The 22,651-nt window shown below is 68.3% G+C and carries 24 protein-coding genes; 13 read left to right on the plus strand and 11 right to left on the minus strand.

Annotation, left to right across the window (positions count from 1 at the left end):
* Complete coding sequence (locus RCH12_RS06080) at positions 1-897, minus strand: PAS domain-containing protein (protein WP_165788964.1); 897 nt, start codon at positions 895-897, stop codon at positions 1-3.
* Between the two features lie 607 nt (positions 898-1,504).
* On the opposite strand from RCH12_RS06080, the gene RCH12_RS06085 reads away from it, so the two are divergent.
* Genes RCH12_RS06085 through RCH12_RS06095 form a run of 3 tightly spaced genes read left to right on the plus strand, consistent with a single transcriptional unit; the run spans position 1,505 to position 4,692 of the window.
* Positions 1,505-2,776: a quaternary amine ABC transporter ATP-binding protein gene (locus RCH12_RS06085; RefSeq protein WP_327016344.1), complete on the plus strand. Its 1,272-nt coding sequence runs from the start codon at positions 1,505-1,507 to the stop codon at positions 2,774-2,776.
* Positions 2,773-3,741: an ABC transporter permease gene (locus RCH12_RS06090; protein WP_088456672.1), complete on the plus strand. Its 969-nt coding sequence runs from the start codon at positions 2,773-2,775 to the stop codon at positions 3,739-3,741. Before RCH12_RS06085 ends, RCH12_RS06090 begins: the two co-directional genes overlap by 4 nt.
* Before the next feature lie 57 nt (positions 3,742-3,798).
* Entirely contained in the window at positions 3,799-4,692 is an 894-nt protein-coding gene (locus tag RCH12_RS06095; RefSeq protein ID WP_103429717.1) for a glycine betaine ABC transporter substrate-binding protein, read from the plus strand.
* A gap of 72 nt (positions 4,693-4,764) precedes the next feature.
* On the opposite strand, the gene RCH12_RS06100 is transcribed toward RCH12_RS06095, so the two are convergent.
* The 5 genes from RCH12_RS06100 to RCH12_RS06120 form a co-directional block, all read right to left on the minus strand.
* Complete coding sequence (locus RCH12_RS06100; protein WP_327016331.1) at positions 4,765-5,214, minus strand: flavodoxin family protein; 450 nt, start codon at positions 5,212-5,214, stop codon at positions 4,765-4,767.
* 122 nt (positions 5,215-5,336) lie between these two features.
* Positions 5,337-6,110: an alpha/beta hydrolase gene (locus tag RCH12_RS06105; protein ID WP_327016332.1), complete on the minus strand. Its 774-nt coding sequence runs from the start codon at positions 6,108-6,110 to the stop codon at positions 5,337-5,339.
* 5 nt (positions 6,111-6,115) lie between these two features.
* Positions 6,116-6,724 (minus strand): energy-coupling factor transporter transmembrane component T family protein, encoded by a 609-nt coding sequence (locus tag RCH12_RS06110; protein ID WP_103429715.1) that lies wholly within the window; start codon positions 6,722-6,724, stop codon positions 6,116-6,118.
* Positions 6,725-6,734: 10 nt separating this feature from the next.
* On the minus strand, positions 6,735-7,427 hold the full coding sequence (locus tag RCH12_RS06115; protein ID WP_243398984.1) for an energy-coupling factor ABC transporter ATP-binding protein: 693 nt from the start codon (positions 7,425-7,427) through the stop codon (positions 6,735-6,737).
* Positions 7,424-8,056 (minus strand): biotin transporter BioY, encoded by a 633-nt coding sequence (locus RCH12_RS06120; protein WP_327016333.1) that lies wholly within the window; start codon positions 8,054-8,056, stop codon positions 7,424-7,426. Before RCH12_RS06120 ends, RCH12_RS06115 begins: the two co-directional genes overlap by 4 nt.
* Before the next feature lie 207 nt (positions 8,057-8,263).
* On the opposite strand from RCH12_RS06120, the gene RCH12_RS06125 reads away from it, so the two are divergent.
* A complete protein-coding gene (locus tag RCH12_RS06125) occupies positions 8,264-8,539 on the plus strand; it encodes a GlsB/YeaQ/YmgE family stress response membrane protein (protein ID WP_088456667.1) in 276 nt (91 codons plus the stop codon).
* Between the two features lie 19 nt (positions 8,540-8,558).
* Here the strand turns inward: RCH12_RS06125 and RCH12_RS06130 are convergent, their stop codons facing one another.
* The 3 genes from RCH12_RS06130 to RCH12_RS06140 all read right to left on the minus strand — a co-directional run bounded on the left by RCH12_RS06130 (position 8,559) and on the right by RCH12_RS06140 (position 10,205).
* Positions 8,559-9,023: a hypothetical protein gene (locus RCH12_RS06130; protein WP_103429713.1), complete on the minus strand. Its 465-nt coding sequence runs from the start codon at positions 9,021-9,023 to the stop codon at positions 8,559-8,561.
* Between the two features lie 105 nt (positions 9,024-9,128).
* On the minus strand, positions 9,129-9,338 hold the full coding sequence (locus RCH12_RS06135; RefSeq protein WP_103429712.1) for a hypothetical protein: 210 nt from the start codon (positions 9,336-9,338) through the stop codon (positions 9,129-9,131).
* A 72-nt stretch (positions 9,339-9,410) separates the two neighbouring features.
* Entirely contained in the window at positions 9,411-10,205 is a 795-nt protein-coding gene (locus RCH12_RS06140; protein ID WP_103429790.1) for a sugar phosphate isomerase/epimerase family protein, read from the minus strand.
* A 79-nt stretch (positions 10,206-10,284) separates the two neighbouring features.
* Here RCH12_RS06140 and RCH12_RS06145 point away from each other — a divergent pair, with 79 nt between their 5' ends.
* The 5 genes from RCH12_RS06145 to ilvC all read left to right on the plus strand — a co-directional run bounded on the left by RCH12_RS06145 (position 10,285) and on the right by ilvC (position 17,820).
* Positions 10,285-12,570: a bifunctional alpha,alpha-trehalose-phosphate synthase (UDP-forming)/trehalose-phosphatase gene (locus RCH12_RS06145; protein WP_442784562.1), complete on the plus strand. Its 2,286-nt coding sequence runs from the start codon at positions 10,285-10,287 to the stop codon at positions 12,568-12,570.
* Between the two features lie 70 nt (positions 12,571-12,640).
* On the plus strand, positions 12,641-14,335 hold the full coding sequence (gene ilvD / locus RCH12_RS06150; RefSeq protein WP_103429710.1) for a dihydroxy-acid dehydratase: 1,695 nt from the start codon (positions 12,641-12,643) through the stop codon (positions 14,333-14,335).
* 38 nt (positions 14,336-14,373) lie between these two features.
* Positions 14,374-16,194 carry an acetolactate synthase large subunit gene (locus RCH12_RS06155; protein ID WP_103429709.1) on the plus strand — a complete coding sequence of 607 codons (1,821 nt, stop codon included), beginning with the start codon at positions 14,374-14,376 and terminating at the stop codon, positions 16,192-16,194.
* 3 nt (positions 16,195-16,197) lie between these two features.
* The gene (gene ilvN / locus RCH12_RS06160; RefSeq protein WP_088456661.1) at positions 16,198-16,707 is read left to right on the plus strand and encodes an acetolactate synthase small subunit; all 510 of its coding nucleotides are present in this window, start codon (positions 16,198-16,200) and stop codon (positions 16,705-16,707) included.
* An 84-nt stretch (positions 16,708-16,791) separates the two neighbouring features.
* Complete coding sequence (gene ilvC, locus RCH12_RS06165) at positions 16,792-17,820, plus strand: ketol-acid reductoisomerase (RefSeq protein WP_088456660.1); 1,029 nt, start codon at positions 16,792-16,794, stop codon at positions 17,818-17,820.
* A 290-nt stretch (positions 17,821-18,110) separates the two neighbouring features.
* On the opposite strand, the gene RCH12_RS06170 is transcribed toward ilvC, so the two are convergent.
* Positions 18,111-18,953 carry an alpha/beta fold hydrolase gene (locus RCH12_RS06170; protein WP_327016335.1) on the minus strand — a complete coding sequence of 281 codons (843 nt, stop codon included), beginning with the start codon at positions 18,951-18,953 and terminating at the stop codon, positions 18,111-18,113.
* A 157-nt stretch (positions 18,954-19,110) separates the two neighbouring features.
* On the opposite strand from RCH12_RS06170, the gene RCH12_RS06175 reads away from it, so the two are divergent.
* The gene (locus RCH12_RS06175) at positions 19,111-19,785 is read left to right on the plus strand and encodes a DUF998 domain-containing protein (protein WP_327016345.1); all 675 of its coding nucleotides are present in this window, start codon (positions 19,111-19,113) and stop codon (positions 19,783-19,785) included.
* Between the two features lie 16 nt (positions 19,786-19,801).
* Here the strand turns inward: RCH12_RS06175 and RCH12_RS06180 are convergent, their stop codons facing one another.
* Positions 19,802-20,635, minus strand: a complete 834-nt coding sequence (locus RCH12_RS06180) for a class I SAM-dependent methyltransferase (protein ID WP_327016336.1) — start codon at positions 20,633-20,635, stop codon at positions 19,802-19,804.
* A gap of 108 nt (positions 20,636-20,743) precedes the next feature.
* On the opposite strand from RCH12_RS06180, the gene RCH12_RS06185 reads away from it, so the two are divergent.
* From RCH12_RS06185 to RCH12_RS06195, 3 genes are read left to right on the plus strand one after another with little or no spacing between them, the layout of a single operon-like run.
* Positions 20,744-21,799: a zinc-dependent alcohol dehydrogenase family protein gene (locus RCH12_RS06185; RefSeq protein ID WP_103429706.1), complete on the plus strand. Its 1,056-nt coding sequence runs from the start codon at positions 20,744-20,746 to the stop codon at positions 21,797-21,799.
* Between the two features lie 17 nt (positions 21,800-21,816).
* Positions 21,817-22,284 carry a DNA polymerase III subunit gamma/tau gene (locus RCH12_RS06190; RefSeq protein ID WP_103429705.1) on the plus strand — a complete coding sequence of 156 codons (468 nt, stop codon included), beginning with the start codon at positions 21,817-21,819 and terminating at the stop codon, positions 22,282-22,284.
* Positions 22,284-22,637, plus strand: a complete 354-nt coding sequence (locus RCH12_RS06195) for a bacitracin resistance protein (protein ID WP_103429704.1) — start codon at positions 22,284-22,286, stop codon at positions 22,635-22,637. Before RCH12_RS06190 ends, RCH12_RS06195 begins: the two co-directional genes overlap by 1 nt.
* The last annotated feature ends 14 nt before the right edge of the window (positions 22,638-22,651 follow it).

The raw sequence follows: 22,651 nt of genomic DNA on the forward strand, positions 1-22,651 counted from the left end.
TCAGCGTTCCCTGAGCGTCGCCACGGTTCCCACCGGTGCCGCCCGCGTACCCAGCCGGCTGGGGGTCGGCTCTGCCGGGTTCTGGCTCACCACCAGTACCCGGGACCCGGACAGGTGGATCTCGTCTACCACGGTGCGGCCGCTCCGTAACAGGTCGGCGAGGCTGGGCGGCAGGTCCAGCTCATCGATACCCGGCGAGAAGGCGCCCGCAGCGCGGGAGGCGGGCCGCGGCGGCAGTCCGAGCAGCTCGGCGGCTCGATCGTTGTAGAGCACCAGATCACCGGCACCGTCGACGAGAATCAGCCCCTCGGGCACCGAATTGACCACGGAGTCGTTGGAGACGAACAGCCGGGCGAGCTCTTCGGGCCCCCAGCCCAGGGTGACCCGGCGCAGGTAGCGTCGCAGCACCCAGGTGGCCAGCGTTCCCGCCAGGAGCAGGGTGAGCGTTACGGCCAGGATGGCGGGCAGCCGGGCGTCGAGGGCGATCTGCAGAGTGCTGGTTCTCACGCCTGCTGCCACCATGCCCACCACCTCGCCGTCGGAGTCGAGGATCGGTACCACGGCGCGCACCGACGGGCCGGGGCTGCCCGGGGTGACGTCGGTGAACGACATGCCGGCCGTGGCGGGGCCCGTGCGGCCCACGTACTGTCGGCCGATTTCGGCGGGGTCCGGGTGCGTCCACCTGACGCCCGCCGGGCTCATGATCGTGATGAAGTCCAGTGCGGCGTCCCGGCTGACCTCGAGCGTGTACGGCTGCAGTGCCGCTGTCGGATCCGGCGATGTCGACGCCCTCACCACGAACGGGCTGTCGGCGATCGCGGCCGCCACCGCCAGCAGCCGGTCGGCCCGCTCGGCATAGCCGCGATCCCTGGCATCGACGAAGGCTGCAGTGCTCACGAACACGGCCAAAGACACTATGAACACAGAGTGAGCGACGAACAGCCGGCGTGTAATGCTCCACCCGTGCATCGTTCGCACCCATCCTTTCCCGGCCGCATCACGGGGCCACGTCGTCGTGACCATCCTGACCTCTAGGGAGAACGTACGCCCAGACCGCCGCGCCGGGGCCGGTGCCCCTGGCGTGCTGATCTGCGTCGCGGCGGTTTATCCGGTCTGACCAGCACTTGAGAGTGCGCGTTGTGGGTCGGTGAGTCGGGGGTCCAGGGGACTGGAGTGCCCTACCGTGGTAGGCTCGGTGACGGTCTTCCGACCCTTCACCAGGACGCGAACGCGTAGCCCCCAGCTCGACTGGGACGGCCGTGTGCGTACGGTGAGGCCCAGACGGACGCGATCCCATGGTCGCTCCAGCCCACGCCGTTTCTCGGTGTCGAGGCCGGTCTCGGCCTACCCGTCCGACACAGCGAGCCCCGTGTTGTCGACCGCTCAGGCGGTCTATTCGGCGTGCTCCGGAGAATCCGTGACCGAAATCATCGCCGTCAAGGCAGAAGTACCCGCCAGCGAGGCGGAGCAGACCGAAACTGCAGCAGCAGCAGCAGCACCGGGAATCGCCGTCAAGGCGGACAGGCTCTACAAGGCCTTCGGCCGTAAACCCCACGACATCGTCAAGAAACTTCAGAGCGGCGCGAGCCGTGACGAGCTCGCGCACCTGGGAACGGCCGCCGTCATCGACGCTTCCTTCGAGGTGCAGCGTGGTGAGATCTTCGTGGTGATGGGCCTCTCCGGCTCGGGCAAGTCCACCCTCATCCGCATGCTCAACGGCCTACTCGAGGCCACCAGCGGCACTGTCACCGTCGGAGACACCCCGATCACCGGCATCCCGGCAGCCAAGCTGAGGGACGTGCGCCGTCAGAGCATCTCGATGGTCTTCCAGCACTTCGCACTGCTGCCGCACCGCACGGTGATCGACAACGTCGCCTACGGCCTCGAGGTGCAGGGCATTCCCCGTGAGGAGCGCCTCGCCAAGGCGCGCACCATCATCCGCCTGGTCGGACTGGACGGCTGGGCCGACAATCTGCCCTCCGAACTCTCCGGTGGCATGCAGCAGCGCGTCGGCCTCGGCCGGGCCCTGGCCGCCGACACCGACGTTCTCCTGATGGATGAGGCGTTCTCCGCCCTCGATCCGCTGATCCGCCGCGAAATGCAGGAACAGCTCATCGAGCTGCAGGCCGAACTCGGCAAGACCATCATCTTCATCACCCACGACCTCAACGAGGCCATGTTCCTCGGCGACCGCATCGCCGTGATGCGCGACGGCCGGATCGTGCAGATCGGCACGCCCGAAGAGATCCTCACCGACCCGGCCAACGACTACGTCGCCCAGTTCGTGCAGGATGTCGACAGGGCGCGGGTGCTCACCGCCGGCAGCGTCATGGAGCCGGCGCGTTCGGTGGTCACCGTCACCGCCGGCCCGCGTGCGGCTCTCCGCACCATGCGCGACCTGCAGACCTCGGCCACGTTCGTGTTGCGCCGCGACCGCAGCTTCGCCGGGGTCGTGCGCGACCGCGACGTGCTCAACCAGGTCAAGGCCGGCGACGGCGACCTGCGGGCCATCATCCTGGACGCCACCGCGGTGGCCGCCGACACCGCCCTGGTCGACCTCGTCGAACTGGCCGTGGAGAGCGACCTGCCCATCGCCGTGGTCGACGACCGCAACCGCCTGCTCGGCGTGATCCCCCGGGTGACCCTGCTCGCGGCCCTCGGCAATGTCAGTCCGACGACCGGTGAGCTGCCGGTGATGGAACCGCCGGCCACTATCTCGATGAGCATCATCACCGAAACCCTGCGCGAAACCGCGTCGGAAGGAGTACAGCCGTGAACGACTTCCGGATTCCCCTCGGCTCCTGGGCCGATACCTTCATCGACTTCATCACCGACACCTTCGGGTTCTTCTTCGACTTCGTGCGAGCCATCTTCAGCGGCGCCTACGACCTCGTCGACCTCATTCTGGCCACACCGCCGTTCTGGGTGATCATCCTGGTGGCCGCGGCGTTGGCACTGATGATCCGCGGCTGGAAGTTCGCCGTGGGCACCGTCGTCGGCCTCGTTGTCATCGTCGGCGTCGACCAGTGGGAGAACGCGATGGATTCGCTCGCCCTGGTGCTCGTCGCGAGCGTCCTGGCGATCCTGTTCAGTGTGCCGCTGGGCATCCTGTCGGCCAAGTCCGGCGTGGCGTCCAGCATCATCCGCCCGATCCTCGACTTCATGCAGACCATGCCGGCCTTCGTGTACCTGATCCCCGCGCTGATCCTGTTCCGCGTCGGTGTTGTTCCCGGCATCGTGGCGACGATCATCTTCGCCATGGCTCCCGGCGTTCGGCTCACCGAACTCGGCATCCGCAGCGTCGACAGCGAGGTGGTCGAAGCCGGCCAGGCCTTCGGTGCGTCACCGTGGCGCATCTTGCGTCAGATTCAGCTGCCCCTGGCGATGCCCACCATCATGGCCGGTATCAACCAGGTGATCATGCTGTCGCTCTCGATGGTCGTCATCGCCGGCATGGTCGGCGCCGGCGGTCTCGGCCAGCAGGTCGTGGCCAGCCTGAACCGCATCGACGTGTCGCTCGGCTTCGAGGCCGGCCTCTCCGTGGTGATCCTCGCGATCTTCCTGGACCGTCTCACCGCGGCTCTCGGCAACGGGAACACCCCGATCAGCAGGGTGCTCGCCGCTCGCAAGCGCCGCGCCCACCCGGTCCACGCCCCGGCCGCGGCCGTCGCCGTGGAGCCGACCGTGGCCCCGGCCGTGACACCGACGCAGGCCGCCGAGCGCGAGCCGTCCCGCGTCTAGCTCCACCCGTAGCTTCAACCCCGGTCACCACCAGCAGGTGACACGAAAGGCAGACACATGAAGAACCGTTCACTCAAGATCCTCGCCACCGGTGCCATCGGCATGCTCGCCCTGGCCGGCTGCACCGCGGCCGAAGCCGAGACCGTCGGCGACGGCAACGCGGACAACAAGGACCTCACCATCGCCGTGTTCAACGGCTGGGACGAGGGCATCGCGGCATCAGAGCTGTGGAAGGCCATCCTCGACGAGAAGGGCTACAACGTCGAACTCGAGTACGCCGACGTTGCACCGGTCTACGCCGGGCTCTCCACCGGTGACTACGACCTCAACCTCGACGTCTGGCTGCCGAACACGCACAAGTCCTACCTCGAGGAGTACGGCGACGACATCACCGAACTCGGGGCCTGGAACGACGAGGCCAAGAACACCATCGCCGTGAACGCGGATGCACCGATCGACACCCTCGCCGAGCTGGCCGACAACGCCGACCTGTTCGACAACCGTCTCGTGGGCATCGAGCCCGGCGCCGGTCTCACCGAGGCCGTGACCGACAACACCATTCCCACCTACGGCCTCGAGGACATGGACTACCAGACCTCCTCGACCGCAGCGATGCTCACCGAGCTGACCGCTGCGGAGAAGTCCGGCGAGAACATCGCCGTCACCCTGTGGGCGCCGCACTGGGCCTACGACACCTTCGACCTGAAGAACCTCGAAGACCCCGAAGGCACCCTCGGCGCCTCGGAGACCATCCACGCCTACGGCAAGAAGGATTTCTCCACCGACTTCCCGCAGGCCACCGAGTGGATTGCCGACTACACCATGGACCTCGACAAGCTCCAGTCGCTCGAAGCCGCCATGTTCGTTGACTACGACGGCCAGGACTACGGCCCCATCGTCGCGAAGTGGATCGAAGACAACCAGGAGTACGTGGACTCGCTCACCGCGTAGTCGACTGCCCCAACCGTGAACGGCCCGTGCCTCGGCACGGGCCGTTTCTGTGTCGTCTCCGGCGCGGTCGTCTCAGACGCTGGCGCGCAGTTCGGCGCCGATGTACGCCGCCCAGGCACCGGCCTTGCCGGTCTCGCCGGCGGCCAGCGGTCCCTCGGTGCCGTCGACGACGAAGCCGTGCGGCTTGGCCACGATAGTCGCGCCGGCGGCGTGCAGGGCGTGCGAGATCTTGGCCGCCGCATCCCCGTGGATGAAGAGCTTGATGCGGGTGTCGAACGCGGCGGCCCGCACACCGGCGAGGGAGCCCGGTGCGAGGGTGCGCAGGAACCGGCGCATCCGATCGGTCGGCTTCCAGCCGTTGATCGGGCATCCCACCACCAGGACGTCGACGCCGTCGAGGCTTGCCTCGGTGATGTCGGACACGCTGAGGGTGGTGGTGCCCTGGCCCAATTCGGTGGCGATCACCTCGGCGATGGTGCGGGTGTTGCCATAGTTCGTGTCATAGACGACGACTGCGTGCATGAGTCCTCCCGGGTCGCGGCGACGTTGGCCGACACGAGTCATAGTGGCCCCGGCCCCGGCGACCGACAAGAGCAACAGGTCCCGCGGGTCACTGCGATTGCCGGGTCATTGCGACTGCGGGGTCACTCCGACTGCGGACCTCGCGGCGCGGTGAAGTTCGACAGCGCCTCGGTGATGGCCCGCTCCGATTCCGCCCGGGTCAGCGTGGCCTCGCCGTCGCCGGGCTGAGCACCGTACGCTCCGAAGGAGGCGTGGTTGGCGCCCTCGATCCGCACGAAGGTCGTGTCGGCGGGCAGCAGGTCGGCGGTGTCGTCGATCTTGGCCGGGGTGCTCAAGCCGTCCTCGCTCCCGCTGATGCTCAGTACCGGCAGCTCATCGTCGACGGCCGAGGCGCAGTAGCTGCCGAACAGCACCAGGCCGGCGACCTCGTTGTCTTCGGCGTACATGCAGGCCCGCACGCCGCCGAGCGAGTGGCCGCCCACGAACCACGCCGCCACATCGGGCGCGGTGGCCGTGAAGGTGTCCAGCGGACGCTGGTCGAAGAAGGCGAGGTTCAGCACCGGTTTGGTGATGACCACGGTCATCCCCGTCTCTGCCACGGTGGGAGCCAGGGTGGCGAGGTACGCGTACGGGTCGACCTTGGCGCCGGGAATGAAGACCAGGCCGGCGACCGAGCGTTCCTCGGCCGGGGTGATCACGACGGAGACGTCGGTGTCGGTCACCGTGACGGCGGGGTCGTCGAACACCGCCTGGGCGGCCGTGCGGTCGGCGGGCATCACGAGCTGGGTCCAGAACAGGACAGCAACGATCCCGAGGGCCAGCGCGGTGAGCGCGGTCCAGCCGGCGAATCTGATGCGGGTACGCAGAGCGGTTCGAGGGGTGCTGTCAGTGGTCAATTCGATCAGTCGTCCAATCCGCGTGCGGCGAGGGCCTCTCCGATCGCATCGGCGGCGTACAACGAGCGTACGACGACGGGGACGGCCAGGGCGATGACCGACCCCTGTGCGCCGCGGGCCCGCCGGGCGTCGAGCACCTCCCGCACGATCTCCGCCACCAGCGGGATGCACCGGATGGTCAGGGCCACGAGCAGCCCCACTCTGTCGGCATCCACCCAGCGCCGGAACGGCCGCAACAGCAGCTGGAACGCCTCGAGCACCGCGGTGACCGTGGTGGTGAGGGTGAAGAGGGCGGCGAGGGCCACGGCCACCAGCAGCCGGCCGGCCATCAGACCGGCCGTGGTCCAGCCCTCCGCCGAACCCCCGGCGACCAGCACCTGCACCGGCACGGCGAAGACCAGGATCCACAGGACCGGACCGATCTGCGGCCAGGCCGCCGTGGGCGGAATGCCGGCCAGCGTGTACAGGGCGACCACGGCCACCAGTTCGCCCGCCAGCACCAGCGGATCGGCCGCCAGGCCGACCAGCACCATGGCGACAGCGAGCACGGCCAGCTTGAGCACCGCCGGCGCGCGGTGCAGCAGCGAGGTCCCCGGCCGGTACAGCCCGATCATGTCGGCCCGGTCATGACAGCAGGCTCAGGTACGCGGTGAGGGCGGTGGCGGGCACGTCGTCGGCGACGACCCGGCCCTCGTCGATCACGATCACCCTGTCGAACCCGTCCAGCACCTCCAGGTCGTGGGTCACCACGATCACCTGCTGGGTCAGCGACACCAGCAGCCCGGTGATCAGACGGGTGTTGCGGGCATCCAGCAGGGTGGTCGGTTCGTCGGCCACCACGATGCTGGGACCGGCCACCAGCACCGCAGCCAGGGCCAGCAGCTGCTTCTGACCGCCGGACAGACGGTGCGCGGGGCGTTCGGCGAGGGCGGTGAGACCGAACCTGTCGAGCGCCTCCGCCGTGCGGGCCGTGATTTCGTCGGCGGCCAGACCCCGGCGCCGCAGGGTGAAGGCCACATCCTCCTGCACGGTGGGCATCACGATCTGGTTGTCGGGGTTGGTGAAGATGAAGCCCACCTCGCGCCGCACGAGTTTGGCCTGCCGGCGCACGTCGAGGCCGTTCACCGTGACGGTGCCACTGGTGGGGGTGACCAGGCCGTTGATCATGCGCGCCAGCGTCGACTTGCCGCTGCCGTTGGCGCCGACGATGCCGATCCGGCGTTCGGTGAGGTGCAGGTCGATGCCGCGCAGCACCGGCCGGTCGTCGAAGCCGTGCGAGACGTCCTCGAAACGGATGCCGGCTGCGCTCACGCTCACGCCCGGGCGTCGACGGGCGCGGAGACCGGAACCGTGCGGCGCGGGGCGATCAGGCCCGGGTACGCCCGGTGCACCTGCTTGGCGACGAGGACCGTCACGACCACCTTCACCAGGTCGCCGGGCAGGAACTTCGTACTGTCGACGGCGGCGGCCCACAGCGGCAGGCCCAGGTTGATGGCGGTGACGGGCACCCCGATCAGGTAGACGACCACGATGCCGCCGAGAGCGGTGGCGCCCAGTGCCGGCCAGAACGGGTAGCGCGGCAGCAGCCACGCGGTGAGAGCGCCGATCACGACGACGCCCAGCAGCCATCCGTAGGGGTAGCCGGCGGAGGGGGAGGTGGTGAACCAGACCAGGCCGCCGCGCCCACCCGAGAGCAGGGGAAGCCCGGCTGCGGCGAGGACCAGCAACAACAACACGGCCAAGAAACCCTTGCGCGCGCCGAGGATCGCGCCGGCCAGCATCACGCCGAGGGTCTGGAACGTGATCGGCACGGTGCTGGCACCCAGGGAAAGCGCGCCGGGGAACCCGAGGGCGGCGATGAGGGCGGCGAAAATGGCGATCTGAGCGAGGTCGCGCACGCTGAGGCGGGCCGTGACTCTCCGGGCGGGAACGGTGGGGGCTGTCATGGTTTTCAATCTAGATTTCCCCGGCAGGGCGCCGCAGTGGAATACCTACAAAGAATCCGGCGGAACGCTGGTCGTGGGTCCCGGCCGGGGCCTCCGGTCCGGTTTCCCGCTGCCATCGGCACGCCTATCCGTCGAACCGGTGCGGTTTTATGATCGTCGCAGCCGGACGGAGAGTTCACCGATGCCGGGACACGGAAGGCAGTTCTCATGGGTTTCTTCGGATTTCTCCTGCTCGGCCTCTTGGCCGGCGCCCTGGCCAAGCTGATCCTCCCCGGAACGCAGGGTGGCGGATGGTTCGTGACCCTGCTGCTCGGTGTGGTCGGCGCGTTGCTGGGCGGCTGGCTGGCCGGCCTGATCTTCGGGGTCGACATGGGGTCGTTCTTCGACCTGCGCACCTGGGTGATCGCCATTCTCGGGTCGATAATCGTGCTGCTCATCTACGGTGCGGCCACCCGCAACCGCGGGAGTAGCAGCTCGACCTGACCTGCAGCGCGTGTGGTGCTTAGGCGACGAGGCGACTGATCGTGGCCGATCCGGCGCGGGCGCCGGACGTCGGTTCGGCCCACACCGAGATCGGAGCCGGGTTCCAGGGCAGAGCGGTCGGTTCCGCACCGGAGGACACCAGGAGGGCGCCGGTGGTGACGGCCGTGATCCCGTCCACCGGGGTGTCGGTGCGGGGCTCGGCGATGTTACGGGGCGCTGCCGGGGTGTCGGTGCGCAGGCGCATGGTCTCGGCGGCCAGGAGCTCGGTGAGGGTCTCGGCGATCTGGTGGGCCTTGAGCCCGTGGAAGATCACATCGGTGTCATCGGAGCGGCGGGGGACCAGGGTCCAGTCGCCCTCGGCGCCGACGAGATCGGCCAGCGCGGCGTGGAGGTGTTTGAAGACCTCGGCGCGGCTGAGTTCTGCCGGAGCGGGAGCAACCGGGGCCTGGATGACGGGTGCGGTGCGACGTCGACGACCGAACATCGTGAGCCCCTTCCTACTAACAACGCGAGAAGACCAGTTTCGTCTTCTCTACCCCGAAATCACGGGGGACACGCCGCAGAACGGGGACTGGCGGGGGGATGCCCGCTAATTGACCTTCACGGCAGTGGCGCCCGGCACGGATTTCTCGTCGGCGTCCTTCACCACGTTGCCGACGGCGACCGCGACGCTGAGTCCCCAGCCGATCCAGGTGAGCACCAGGCGCCAGTCCCTCGGACCGTTCTTGGTGGCCTGCAGAATGTGCCAGCCGCCGACGACGACGCTGATCATTGCGGTGTTGAACAAGAACTTTCGCATGGCTACACGCTAGCCGACAACCCGCGAACTGAGAGAAAAGCCCCAAAAAGACTCGAGTTTTAGGTGCTCACGTCACAGCTCGCGGGTGTGGTCGCGGGCGAAGGTGAGGGTTTCGGTGAGCAGGGCCAGGCGCTCCGGCTCGGTGCGGGCGGTCCGGGTGTTCACCTCGGCCACGATGGTGCCGTCCCAGTTCACCGCGGCGAGGTTCCGCAGCACCTCTGCCACCGGCTCGGTGCCGCGGCCGGGCAACAGGTGTTCGTCGAAGACCCGGCCCTCGTCGAGGGAGCCCGTACCGTCGCAGAGGTGCACGTGGCGCAGACGCTCGCCCAGGGCCGTGGCCATCACGAGGCTGTCCTGTCCGCTCAGCGCACAGTGCGAGAAGTCGAGGGTCACCGCGGCGCAGTCCATCACCGTGGGGTCCCAACCGGGGGAGTACGCCTTGACCCCGCGCCCGCCGATCTTCCACGGGAACATGTTCTCGACGGCGATCTGAAGGCCGGTGCCCGCGCTCAACTCCCGCACGATGTCGAGAAAGTCCTCCGCATAACCGGCCTGCCAGCGAAACGGCGGATGCACCACCACCGTCGATGCGCCGACCAGCCCGGCGAGCTCGGCGGACCTCTCCAACTTCACCCGGGGGTCCCGACCCCAGACGAAGTGGGTGAGCAACAGTACCGGTGCGTGGATCGAGAAGATCGGCAGGCTGTACCGCTCGGATAGCGCGGTCAGCGCCGCCGCATCCTGGGTGGCCTCGTCACGGGTGACCATGATCTCAACGCCGTCGAACCCGGCCTGCTTCGCCAACCTGAACGAGTCTTCCAACCCCAGCGGGTACACGCAGGTGGAGCTCATGCCGATGCGAATCACGGCGTCAGCATAGCCTTCGCTGGTAACCTCGAGGTGCAGCCAGGTGCGCCGCACAGGCGGGCACCGGAATGGATGAGTCATCGAAACCGCAGCAGACACCACCGCATCTGTCACCGCACCCGACCCCACCGGAGAGGCCGGCGCAGAGCTCGGCCCCGATTCGGTCGCGCCCGGTCACTTCGACCTGGTCGTGGTCTCCAACCGGCTTCCGGTCGACTACGAAGTAGCCGAGGACGGCACCGAAAGCTGGCGCACGTCGCCCGGCGGCCTGGTCACCGCCCTCGAACCGATGATGCGCGCCTCCGACGGCGCCTGGGTGGGCTGGCCCGGCGTGGCCGACCGCGAATTCGAGCCCTTCGAAAACGACGGCATCTCGATCGTGCCCGTACGCCTGAGCACCGAAGACCTCGAGCTCTATTACGAGGGCTTCTCCAACGACACCCTGTGGCCGCTCTACCACGACGTGATCGCCTCGCCCAGCTACCACCGCGAATGGTGGGACGCCTATGTGCAGGTCAACCGCCGGTTCGCCACCGCGGCCGCGGCATCCGCAGCGCCCGGCGCCACGGTCTGGGTGCACGACTACCAGCTGCAGCTGGTGCCGCGGATGCTCCGCGACGCCCGCCCCGACCTGGTGATCGGCTTCTTCAACCACATCCCGTTCCCGCCGTACGGCATCTTCGCCCAGCTGCCCTGGCGCAAACAGATCCTCGACGGCCTGCTCGGCGCCGACCTGATCGGCTTCCAGCGGCTGGCGGATGCCGGCAACTTCTCCCGTGCCGTGCGCCGCCTGTTCGGCTACGCCACCCGCGGTGTCGCCGTGGACGTGCCCAGCCAGAACGGCCAGCACCGCCGGGTCATCGCCAAGCACTTCCCGATCTCGATCGACGCCGAAGCCTACGAGGAAATGGCCAAGCGACCGGAGATTCAGGAACGCGCCCGCCAGATCCGCGAGGACCTCGGCAATCCCAAGACGATCATGCTCGGCGTCGACCGACTGGACTACACCAAGGGCATCGGCCACCGCATCAAGGCCTTCGGTGAGCTGCTCGCCGACGGCACGCTGAGCGTCGAGGACGTCACGCTCGTGCAGGTCGCCAGCCCGTCCCGCGAACGCGTGGCCACCTACATGCAGTTGCGCGACGAGATCGAACTCGCCGTCGGCCGCGTCAACGGCGACTACTCCACCATCAGCCACACCGCCATCAGCTACCACCACCACGGCTACCCGCGAGAAGAAATGGTGGCGCTCTACCTGGCCGCCGACGTGATGCTCGTTACGGCCCTCCGCGACGGCATGAACCTCGTCGCCAAGGAGTACGTCGCGGTGCGCTACGACGGCGACGGCGTGCTCGTGCTCAGCGAATTCGCCGGCGCTGCCGACGAACTCAAGCAGGCCGTGCTGATCAACCCGCATGACATCGACGGCATGAAGGCGTCGATCATGAAGGCCATCACCATGCCCAAGCGTGAACGCACGAGGCGCATGCGGGCCCTCCGCCGCAAGGTCTTCGACAACGACGTGGCCACCTGGTCCGCCTCGTTCCTGCAGACTCTCACCGGCGGGGCCGCCGTGCCCAGCGGCGTGCCGGAGAACCTCGTGTCAGCGCTGAAGGACATCAGCTCGGCCGAGACCATCCTGGTGGCCCTCGACTTCGACGGCACCCTGGCGCCGCACGTGGACGAACCCGAGGACGCCCGCGCGGTCGACGGCACCCACGACGTGGTGCAGCGGCTGCTCGACCTGCCCGGCGTGCGTGTCGCGTTCGTCTCCGGCCGGGCCCTGGTGAGCCTCAAGCATGTGGCCGAACCGCAGAGCGAGGTTTTGCTCACCGGATCGCACGGTATCGAGGTGCAGCTGGACGCAAACGGCATCGAGCTGGGTCTGGTACCCGAAGAGGTGGAGAAGCTCGACACCCTCACCCGGGTGCTCGAGCGCATCTCCGGCCCGGTGTTCGGCACCTGGATCGAGCAGAAGCCGGCCGGCCTGGCCCTGCACACCCGCCTGGCCACCGCGCAGGACGGCCAGGCCGTGCAGCGCGAGGCCCGCGACCAGCTGGCCGAGCTGCTGCCGGCCCTCACCGTGCGCGAGGGCAAGAACGTGCTCGAATTCTCGGTGCGCTCCAGCACCAAGGGCGACGCCCTCGAACGCCTGCGCGCGCACACCGGCGCCGACAGGGTGCTCTATGCCGGTGACGATGTCACCGACGAAGACGCCTTCACGGTGCTGGGCGAGGGCGACCTGGGCCTCAAGATCGGCCCGGGCGCGACCCAGGCCGGCTATCGGGTGCGGGGCCCGAAGGAGGTCACCCAGGTGCTGGCGCTCCTGGCCGACTTCCGCGCCGCCGCCACACAGCAGCAGTAGGTCCCGCGTCGCGGGCGTGCCACCGGTCGTCATGACCGGTGTGCCGCCCGCGACGTTCTAGACTCGGTGCATGTCTGAGTTCGATATGAAGCCCCGTAGCCGCGACGTCACCGATGGCATCGAGGCCACCACCTCACGCGGCATGCTCCGAGCTGTGGGAATGGGCGACGCGGACTGGGAGAAGCCCCAGATCGGCATCGCCAGCTCCTGGAACGAGATCACCCCGTGCAATCTGTCCCTGGACCGCCTCGCGCAGGCGTCCAAGGAGGGTGTGCACTCCGGCGGCGGCTACCCGCTGCAGTTCGGCACCATCTCGGTCTCCGACGGCATCTCGATGGGCCACGAGGGCATGCACTTCTCCCTGGTCTCCCGTGAGGTCATCGCCGACTCCGTCGAGGTCGTCATGCAGGCCGAACGCCTCGACGGTTCGGTGCTACTGGCAGGCTGCGACAAGTCGCTGCCCGGGATGCTCATGGCCGCCGCGCGCCTGGACCTCGCCAGCGTCTTCCTCTACGCCGGGTCCATCGCACCCGGCTGGGTGAAGCTGAGTGACGGAACCGAAAAAGACATCACCATCATCGACTCGTTCGAAGCCGTCGGCGCCGTCAAGGCCGGCCGCATGAGCGTGGAAGACGCCAAGCGCATCGAGTGCGCCTTCGCCCCCGGCGAGGGCGCCTGCGGCGGCATGTACACCGCCAACACCATGGCCAGCGTCGCCGAGGCCCTGGGCATGAGCCTGCCCGGCTCCGCGTCGCCCGCCTCCGCCGACCGCCGCCGCGACTACTACGCGCACCGCTCCGGCGAGGCCGTGGTCAACCTGCTGCGCTTGGGCATCACCGCCCGCGACATCCTCACCAAGAAGGCGTTCGAGAACGCCATCGCCGTGGCCATGGCCTTCGGCGGTTCCACCAACGTGGTGTTGCACCTGCTCGCCATCGCGCAGGAGGCCGAGGTCGAGCTCACCCTCGACGACTTCAACCGCATCGGCGACACCGTGCCGCACATCGGTGACCTCAAGCCCTTCGGCAAGTACGTCATGAACGACGTCGACCGTCACGGCGGCGTGCCCGCCGTGATGCGCGCCCTGCTCGAGGCCGGTCTCATCCACGGCGACGCGCTCACCGTCACCGGTAAGACCGTGGCGGAGAACCTCGCCGAGATCGACCCGCCCGAGCTCGACGGCACCGTCTTGCGCACCCTGGACAACCCGATCCACGCCTCCGGCGGCATCACCATCCTCAAGGGCTCCATCGCCCCCGAGGGCGCCGTCGTCAAGACCGCCGGCTTCGACAGCGACATCTTCGAGGGCCCCGCCCGGGTCTTCGAGCGTGAACGCGCGGCCATGGACGCCCTCACCGCGGGGGAGATCCTCAAGGGCGACGTCGTCGTCATCCGCTACGAAGGCCCCAAGGGCGGCCCGGGTATGCGCGAGATGCTCTCGATCACCGCGGCCATCAAGGGCGCTGGGCTCGGAGCCGATGTACTACTATTGACTGATGGTCGATTCTCAGGCGGCACAACCGGACTGTGTATCGGCCATATAGCACCCGAAGCGGTGGACGCAGGTCCGATCGCCTTCGTGCGCGATGGTGATCTGATACGGGTCGATATCGCAGCTCGCTCGCTTGACCTACTGGTCGACCCCGCAGAGCTGGCCGCCCGCCGAGAAGGCTGGGCTCCACTTCCTCCCCGTTACACCCGTGGCGTTCTCGCCAAGTACTCCAAGCTCGTGCAGTCCGCGGCCCTGGGTGCGACCACGGGATAATCGACACCATCCGTCATTCGAATTAGGGATTTGCTCTCATGACCACGGAACCTTTGCCCGTGCCATCCGCCCCGACCCCCAGCGCGCCGTCCGCCGACGCCGTGTCGGGAACGCCTGAAATCCTCACCGGTTCCGGCGCTATTCTGCGCAGCCTCAAGATGCTCGGCGTCACCGACGTCTTCGGGCTGCCCGGCGGCGCCGTCATCCCGCTCTACGACGAGCTGATGAACCAGGACGACATCCGCCACATCCTGGTACGCCACGAACAGGGCGCCGGCCACGCCGCCGAGGGCTACGCGTCCTCGAGCAACCGGGTCGGGGTGGCCATCGCCACCTCCGGCCCCGGCGCGACCAACCTGGTCACGGCCATCGCCGACGCCTACATGGACTCGGTGCCGCTGCTGGCCATCACCGGCCAGGTGTTCTCCACGCTGATGGGCACGGATGCCTTCCAGGAGGCCGACATCGTCGGCATCACCATGCCGATCACCAAGCACTCGTTCCTGGTGAAGCGGCCCGAAGACATCCCCGCCGCCATCGCCTCGGCGTTCCTGATCTGCAACACCGGCCGTCCCGGTCCGGTGCTGGTGGACATCACCAAGGACGCCCAGCAGATGAAGGCACCGTTCATCTGGCCGCCCAAGCTGGACCTGCCCGGCTACCGGCCGATCACCAAGGCGCACGGCAAGCAGGTTCAGGCCGCGGCGGCGCTGCTGGCCGGCGCCAGCAAGCCCGTCTTCTACGTCGGCGGCGGCGTCATCCGCGCCCAGGCATCACCCGAGCTGCTCGAGTTGGCCGAACTGACCGGCACCCCCGTCGTCACCACCCTGATGGCCCGCGGTGCGTTCCCCGACTCGCACGACCAGCACCTGGGTATGCCCGGCATGCACGGAACCGTCGCTGCTGTGCTGGCGTTGCAGGAATCCGACCTCATCATCGCTCTCGGCGCCCGTTTCGACGACAGGGTCACCGGCAAGGCCTCCGAGTTCGCGCCCCACGCCACCATCGTGCACGTGGACGTGGACCCGGCCGAGATCGGCAAGATCCGCGCCGCCGACGTGCCGATCGTGGGTGACGCCAAGGACGTCATCGCCGACCTCACCGTGGCCTACCGCGAGGCGATCACGACGACGACCCCCGACATCTCCGAGTGGTGGACCTACCTCAAGGGCCTCCGGGAGAAGTTCCCGCTGGGCTACAGCGAACCGGCCGACGGCCTGCTCGCCCCGCAATACGTGATCAAGCGCATCGGCGAGCTCACCGGGCCGGAGGGCGTCTACGCCGCCGGCGTCGGCCAGCACCAGATGTGGGCGGCACAGTTCATCAAGTACGAGCGGCCGAACTCCTGGCTCAACTCGGGCGGCGCCGGCACCATGGGCTACTCGGTGCCCGCGGCGATGGGCGCCAAGGTCGCCGAACCCGACCGCACGGTCTGGTCCATCGACGGTGACGGCTGCTTCCAGATGACCAACCAGGAACTCGCCACCTGCACGATCAACAACATTCCGATCAAGGTGGCGATCATCAACAACTCGTCGCTCGGCATGGTGCGTCAGTGGCAGTCGCTGTTCTACGACGGCCGGCACTCCTTCACCGACCTCAACACCGGTCACGGCACCGCGATGGTGCCCGACTTCGTGAAGATGGCCGATGCGTACGGTGCCCTGGGCATCCGGGTCACCCGCGCCGACCAGGTCGACGACGCGATCAAGCTCGCGTTGGCCACCAACGACCGGCCCGTGGTGATCGACTTCATCGTCAGCCGCGACGCCATGGTGTGGCCGATGGTGCCGCAGGGCGTCAGCAACAGCTTTGTGCAGTACGCCAAGGACCACGCCCCCACCTGGGAAGAGGAGTAACCGATGAGTACCCACGTTCTCAGCCTCCTCGTCGAGGACAAGCCCGGACTGCTGACCCGCGTCGCAGGCCTGTTCGCCCGGCGCGGCTTCAACATCGAGAGCCTCGCCGTCGGCCACAGCGAAATCCCCGGCCTGTCGCGCATCACGATCCTCGTCGATGTCGAGGACGCCCCGCTGGAGCAAGTGACCAAGCAGCTCAACAAGCTGATCAACGTCATCAAGATCGTCGAGCTCGACCCGAGCCAGTCGGTCCAGCGCGAGCACCTGCTCGTCAAGGTGCGGGCGGACAACACCACCCGCTCCCAGGTCCTCGAAGCGGTCACCCTGTTCCGTGCCCGGGTCGTCGACGTGTCCACGGATGCCGTCGTCATCGAGGTGACCGGCGACTCCGGCAAGACCCAGGCGTTCCTGCGGGTGCTCGAGCCATACGGCATCAAGGAGATCGCCCAGTCGGGCCTCCTCGCCATCGGTCGGGGATCCAAGTCGATCACCGAACGCGTCTTCAAAAACTAAATCCGAGTCTCTAGGTCTCAACAAGCTCGACCCTCGACCAACAAAACTTTTCTCGACAAATACAACAACCAAGGAGAACCCACATTGTCTGAAATCTTCTACGACAAAGACGCCGACCTGTCCCTGATCCAGGGCAAGAAGGTCGCCGTCATCGGCTACGGCTCGCAGGGCCACGCCCACGCGCAGAACCTGCGCGACTCCGGCGTCGAGGTCGTCATCGGACTCAAGGAGGGCTCGAAGTCTCGCGCCAAGGCCGAAGAGGTCGGCTTCACCGTCCTCAGCGCCGCCGAGGCATCCGCCTGGGCCGACGTCATCGTGGTCCTCGCACCCGACCAGGTGCAGCGTCACCTGTACAAGGACGACATCCTCCCCAACCTCGCTGACGGCAAGGCCCTGGTCTTCGGCCACGGCTTCAACATCCGCTTCGGCTACATCGAGGCGCCCGCGGGCGTCGACGTGGTCATGGTCGCCCCCAAGGGCCCGGGTCACACCGTGCGTCGCGAATTCGAGGCCGGCCGTGGCGTTCCCGTCATCGTCGCCGTCGAGAAGGACGCGTCGGGCAACGCCTGGCCGCTGACCCTCAGCTACGCCAAGGCGATCGGTGGCCTGCGCGCCGCCGGCATCAAGACCACCTTCACCGAAGAGACCGAGACCGACCTGTTCGGTGAGCAGGCCGTTCTCTGCGGTGGCGCGTCGCAGCTGATCCAGTACGGCTTCGAGGTTCTCACCGAGGCCGGCTACCAGCCGCAGGTTGCCTACTTCGAGGTGCTGCACGAGCTCAAGCTCATCGTCGACCTGATGTGGGAGGGCGGCATCGCCAAGCAGCGTTGGAGCGTCTCCGACACCGCAGAGTACGGCGACTACGTCTCCGGCCCGCGCGTCATCGACCCGAGCGTCAAGGAGAACATGAAGGCCGTTCTCGCCGACATCCAGAACGGCGCATTCGCCGAGCGCTTCATCAACGACCAGGATGCCGGAGCTCCCGAGTTCCTGGCCCTGCGCAAAAAGGGCGAAGAGCACCCGATCGAGGCCACCGGTCGCGAGCTGCGCAAGCTGTTCGCCTGGAACGCCTCGAACGACGACGACTACGTCGACGGCGAAGCTGCCCGCTAACTCCCGTTTCACCCGAAGGGGCCGGTCATTCGACCGGCCCCTTCGGCGTGCCCCGGCGCCGCTCACAGGGTGAATGCGCCGTCAGTTGCCAATTGAAGCCCCTTCGGACGCCATGACGGGGCGCCAACTGGCAAGTCGCCGACCGGGCCGGATGTGAGTTGCCTCTTGACGCCACTTCGCTCGCTCTCAGGGGGCACGAACTGGCAACTCACGGAAACGGCCTTGCGTCGAGTTGCGGCATCCTTCCCCCTCAGAGCCCCCGAAGGGGGTGTTTGCGGCGACTCGGCGAGCTAGTCGACCTCTTGTTCGGGCAGGCACCGTGCGCGGATGTAGCGTGCGACCGGGTCCGGGGTGAGATAGACGAGGTGGGCGGCTCCATTGATCGCGTCCGGCAGGTGCGGATCTGCGCCGGTGCGTTGGCGGGCGCGGGTGAGCGTCTGGGCGATCTCCCGGAACACCGGCGCGGAGTCGGTGCCGAACGCGAAACGGATATCGCTGCCGGTTGCGCGCAGGAGGGCGGGGTCGACGGTCTCCCCGGTGCGCGGCAGGTCGTCCCGAATGAAGTTCTCGGCCAGGGCCGCCCCGCGCTCGGTGTACCACTCGAGCCCGGGCGGGGCGTCGAGCGGACCCCGGCCTGCGGAGTCGTCGGGGCTGTTCAGCCGGGCGGCCGGGTCCCGCCCCGCCGTGCGCGCCACCACGGCGAGGGCGCCGGCCCAGTCGTCGGTGCGCTCCCGCAGGTGCTTTCGCACGGCGTCGGTGGTGCGGGCCAGCAGCGCGGTGCCCGAATCCGTGCTGCGGAAGAAGCCCGGTTCGTACACGAGAACCTGTCGCACCAGGTCCGGATGCCGCACGGCGAGCCGAAGCGCCACGATCCCACCGGCGCTGGCGCCGAAGATCGCGGCGGGAACGAGCCCGAGGTCCTGGAGCAGCGCGGCGGCATCGTCGGCGTGGGTATACGAATCGCATGGCCAGCCCGCCCTAGTGCTCCGTCGGGTGCCGCGGGGATCCCAGGTCACAACGGTGAGCCCGGCGACGCCGGTGAGCCCGGCCAGCCGCTCGGCGATCGGCCGGAACATCTCGGCGTCGTCGCTGGCGGCGCCGATGATCAGCAGCGGCGGGCCGGCGCCGCGCACCTCGGCCTACAGGCGGCATCCGTTCACGTGGTGCCGGCCCACGGTCGGGGCCGGAGCACCAGGGATGGCGAAGGGGACGCCGGGGGACTCGTCTCGAGCCATGGCGGAAGTCTACGAGCGTCCCCGGCAGACCGATAGGCTTCCGCAGGTGAACGCTATGAATGCCGGAGGCGAGAGCTCGGTCCCGGCCCGGTTCACCGGCCGGCCCGGGACCCGACTGCTGGCGACCGTCGCCCTCGTGGGCGCGGTCCTCTACGTTCTGGTGGACGTGGTGTTGCAGCTGTTACCGCCGCACTACAGCCTGATCTCGGAGGCCGAGAGCAACCTCGCGGTGGGGCCGTACGGCTGGATCATGAACCTGAACTTCCTGGCCAGGGGAGTGGTGACGCTCTGCGCCGTCGCCGCGCTCTCCTCGTTCGGCCCGCGGTCGCGGCTGCGGCAGGCCGGCCTGGCCCTGATGCTGTTCGCCGGGGTGTGCTCCGCCGCGCTGGCATTCCTGCCCACCGACATCCCACCCGCCGATGCCCCGGGGCTCGCCCCGACCACGGCTCTGGGCGCCGCGCACCTGATCGTCGCGGCCGCGGGTTTCGTCGCCGCGCTGGTGGCGTTCGCCTTGCTGACGGGGTGGCTCCGCGGCAGCGAGCTGCCGCGCGCGTATCCGGCCGCCGCGTGGCTCACCGGGGTCGCCGCCGTCGGCCTGGTGTCGCTGGGCGTCACCGCCGCGATCGCCCCCGGCCTACTGGGCCTGGCCGAGCGGGTCTGCCTGGCCGGGGTGCTGGGTTGGGTCATCGCGGTGAGCATTGCCGTGGTCAGGGCCGTGCGGCGCCGCTGAGTCGCCGCGGTGCCCGTCAGCCGAGCGGCTTCACGGCCTGGATCGTGTAGCTGAGCGGTGCGACCCCGGCCCGCTCGCCGAGCGCGAACTCGCCGTCGGGTCGCTCGATCATCTGGCCGGGCAGGGCCTCCCACGGCACGCTGTCGTGTTCGACGAGCATCGTCAGGGTGAGGCCGGCGTTCAAAAGCGCCGTGACGATCTCGCCGATCCCGTGGTTCCACTCGTAGGTCTTCGTGTTGGTGATCGGCCGATCTGTCACGACGTAGCTGGAATCGTCGTCCCACTCCAACGGTTCCTGCTGCTCGAAGTAGGGGAAACGCAGGTGCAGGTCATCGGCGAGTCGCTCGTCCATGGTCCACAGGATCGGGTGACCCTCACGAATGAACAGGCGACCGCCCGGTACCAGCAGCCCGGCGACGACGGCCGCCCACCGCTCGACGCTCGGCAGCCAGCACAGGGCGCCGATGCCCGTGTAGACCAGGTCGAAGCCGGCCTGCGGAAGAACCGCGAGGGCCGCGTACACATCGGACTCGACGAAATCGACGGAGTCCCCGGTTTCGGCGACCAGGCCGCGGGCCTCGGCAAGAGCCACCGATGAGAAGTCCAGCCCGGTGACCCGGGCGCCCAACCGGGCCAGCGAGAGCGTGTCGGTTCCGATGTGACATTGCAGGTGCACCGTCGTCAGCCCGGCGATATCGCCCAGCCGCTCGCGGTCGAAGCGGACGACATCCGACAGGAGCGCGGGATCGTCGACGTACCGCTGCACTCCGTAACCGAACCCGGTGCGCACCGCGTGGGCCGCGGCCCGATCGTCCCAGTTCGCGCGGTTGGTATCGAGATGGTGTTGCATGATCAACCTGTTTTCGCCCGGGGTCGAACGAGCCCACCAGACTACCCCGCGAGTACTATGGCGCGCATCAGCGGGGGCAGCGCACATCCGACTCGAAGGAGCGTCATCGTGAAAGCACTCGTTTACGGCGGCCCGGGCGTGAAATCCTGGACCGACGTGCCGGACCCACGGATCCTGCGGTCGACCGATGCGATCGTGCACATCGACACCACCACCATTTGCGGCACCGACCTGCACATCCTCAAGGGCGACGTGCCCGCCGTGATGCCGGGGCGCATCCTGGGTCACGAAGGGGTAGGCACCGTCGTCGCGGTGGGGGAGTCGGTGGAGTCCATCGTCGTGGGCCAGCGGGTGCTGATCTCCTGCATCAAGTCCTGCGGGCACTGCGCGAACTGCAAGACGGGCCTGTACTCCCACTGCCTCGGCGACGAGGGCCGGTCGGGCATCGGTTGGGTTTTCGGCCACCTCATCGACGGCACCCAGGCCGAGCTGGTGCGGGTGCCCTACGCCGACAACTCGCTCTACCCGCTGCCCGACTCCGTCACCGACGCCGAGGCCGTGATGCTCTCGGACATCCTGCCCACCGGGTTCGAGATCGGCGTGCAGTACGGCCAGGTGGCACCCGGCGACGTCGTCGCCGTGATCGGCGCCGGTCCGGTGGGCCTGGCCGCCATCGCGACCGCGGGACTCTACGGCGCCGGGGCGATCGTGGCCGTCGACATCGACGAGAACCGGCTCGAACAGGCCAAGACCTTCGGGGCCACCCACACCGTGCGATCCGGACGACCGGAGTGGCGGGACGAGGTGCTCGCCGCCACCGACGGCGCCGGTGTCGACGTGGCCATCGAGGCCGTCGGCATCCCGGAGACCTTCACCATGGCCACCGAGATCGTGCGGCCCGGCGGACACCTGGCGAATGTGGGGGTGCACGGCAAACCCGTGCCGCTGCACGTAGAAAACCTGTGGATCCAGAACATCAGCATCAGCATGGGCCTGGTGAACACCAACACCACGCCGATGCTGCTCAAGCTGGTGGCCCAGCACAAGATCCCCGCAGGCCGGCTGGCCACCCACACCTTCGACTTCGACCATGTGGAAGACGCCTACGACACGTTCTCCCGCGCCGCCGAAACCCACGCGCTCAAGGTGCTGATCAGCCACTGAACTAATAGGCTGAGCGCATGACTTCTTCCCGGGATGACGACGCGCTCGGCTGGGCCGGCGACGACGACCCCACCCTCGTGTCCGGCAGCACCAACCCACCCGAGCCCACGGATGCGCCTGCTGCCGACCTCCCCGAGGGCTGGGCCGTCACCGGATCACCGGGTGGCTACGTCGATGCACCCGCGGGCAAGGCGGCCCTGTCGTCGCCGGCCCTCGTTGGCCTGGGCATCCTCGCGGGCGTCTACCTGCTCTACACGATCGGCTGGTTCATCGGAGTGGGGCGCATCGAGAACCCGCTGACCGACCCGCTGTCTCAGTTCATGTTCTCACTGGGCACCTGGCTGGCCGTGGCCGCACCGCTCGTGTGGTTCGCCGCCTCGTACTGGCTCACCCGCGGCATGCCGCGTCTGCGCTGGACCTGGCTCATCCTGGGCGTCGTGCTGCTGGCCCCCCTGCCCTTCATCGCCGGAACCGGGGGACTCTGATGAGCACTGCAACCACCGCACCCAATCGCACCCGTCGCACGCCGGCGTGGCTCTCCGCGACCATCGCCATCCTGTTCGGGCTGTTCTACGCGTACAGCGCGTGGTCGGGCCTGGGCAACCTGCTGGGCCTCAACAGTGCCGCCCAGTCGCTCGACACCACCCTGAGCGGCTTCGGCTGGGGCCTGTTGTTGGCGGGTGTGCTCGTCCCGATCGTGGTCTTCGGGATCGCGTTCTGGCTCGGTCGCCGCCGGGAAGCCGGTCCGCAGGCGCTTCTGCTGCTGGCCGGGCTGGCCCTGGTCTCGGCGATCTCGCTCGACATCTTCGTGTTCGGTCTCGGCAGCCTGATCGTCTAACGCCGACCGGGCCG

This window comes from Cryobacterium sp. MP_3.1, assembly GCF_035984795.1.
Taxonomy (GTDB): Bacteria; Actinomycetota; Actinomycetes; order Actinomycetales; family Microbacteriaceae; genus Cryobacterium; species Cryobacterium zongtaii.

What these genes read in the sequence shown, in the direction of transcription:
- RCH12_RS06095 (WP_103429717.1), top strand. Translation starts at nt 3,799, where the DNA reads ATGAAGAACCGTTCACTCAAGATCCTCGCCACCGGTGCCATCGGCATG.
- RCH12_RS06100 (WP_327016331.1), bottom strand. Translation starts at nt 5,214, where the DNA reads ATGCACGCAGTCGTCGTCTATGACACGAACTATGGCAACACCCGCACC.
- RCH12_RS06110 (WP_103429715.1), bottom strand. Translation starts at nt 6,724, where the DNA reads ATGATCGGGCTGTACCGGCCGGGGACCTCGCTGCTGCACCGCGCGCCG.
- RCH12_RS06120 (WP_327016333.1), bottom strand. Translation starts at nt 8,056, where the DNA reads ATGACAGCCCCCACCGTTCCCGCCCGGAGAGTCACGGCCCGCCTCAGC.
- RCH12_RS06125 (WP_088456667.1), top strand. Translation starts at nt 8,264, where the DNA reads ATGGGTTTCTTCGGATTTCTCCTGCTCGGCCTCTTGGCCGGCGCCCTG.
- RCH12_RS06130 (WP_103429713.1), bottom strand. Translation starts at nt 9,023, where the DNA reads ATGTTCGGTCGTCGACGTCGCACCGCACCCGTCATCCAGGCCCCGGTT.
- RCH12_RS06135 (WP_103429712.1), bottom strand. Translation starts at nt 9,338, where the DNA reads ATGCGAAAGTTCTTGTTCAACACCGCAATGATCAGCGTCGTCGTCGGC.
- ilvD (WP_103429710.1), top strand. Translation starts at nt 12,641, where the DNA reads ATGTCTGAGTTCGATATGAAGCCCCGTAGCCGCGACGTCACCGATGGC.
- RCH12_RS06155 (WP_103429709.1), top strand. Translation starts at nt 14,374, where the DNA reads ATGACCACGGAACCTTTGCCCGTGCCATCCGCCCCGACCCCCAGCGCG.
- ilvN (WP_088456661.1), top strand. Translation starts at nt 16,198, where the DNA reads ATGAGTACCCACGTTCTCAGCCTCCTCGTCGAGGACAAGCCCGGACTG.
- RCH12_RS06175 (WP_327016345.1), top strand. Translation starts at nt 19,111, where the DNA reads ATGAATGCCGGAGGCGAGAGCTCGGTCCCGGCCCGGTTCACCGGCCGG.
- RCH12_RS06180 (WP_327016336.1), bottom strand. Translation starts at nt 20,635, where the DNA reads ATGCAACACCATCTCGATACCAACCGCGCGAACTGGGACGATCGGGCC.
- RCH12_RS06190 (WP_103429705.1), top strand. Translation starts at nt 21,817, where the DNA reads ATGACTTCTTCCCGGGATGACGACGCGCTCGGCTGGGCCGGCGACGAC.
- RCH12_RS06195 (WP_103429704.1), top strand. Translation starts at nt 22,284, where the DNA reads ATGAGCACTGCAACCACCGCACCCAATCGCACCCGTCGCACGCCGGCG.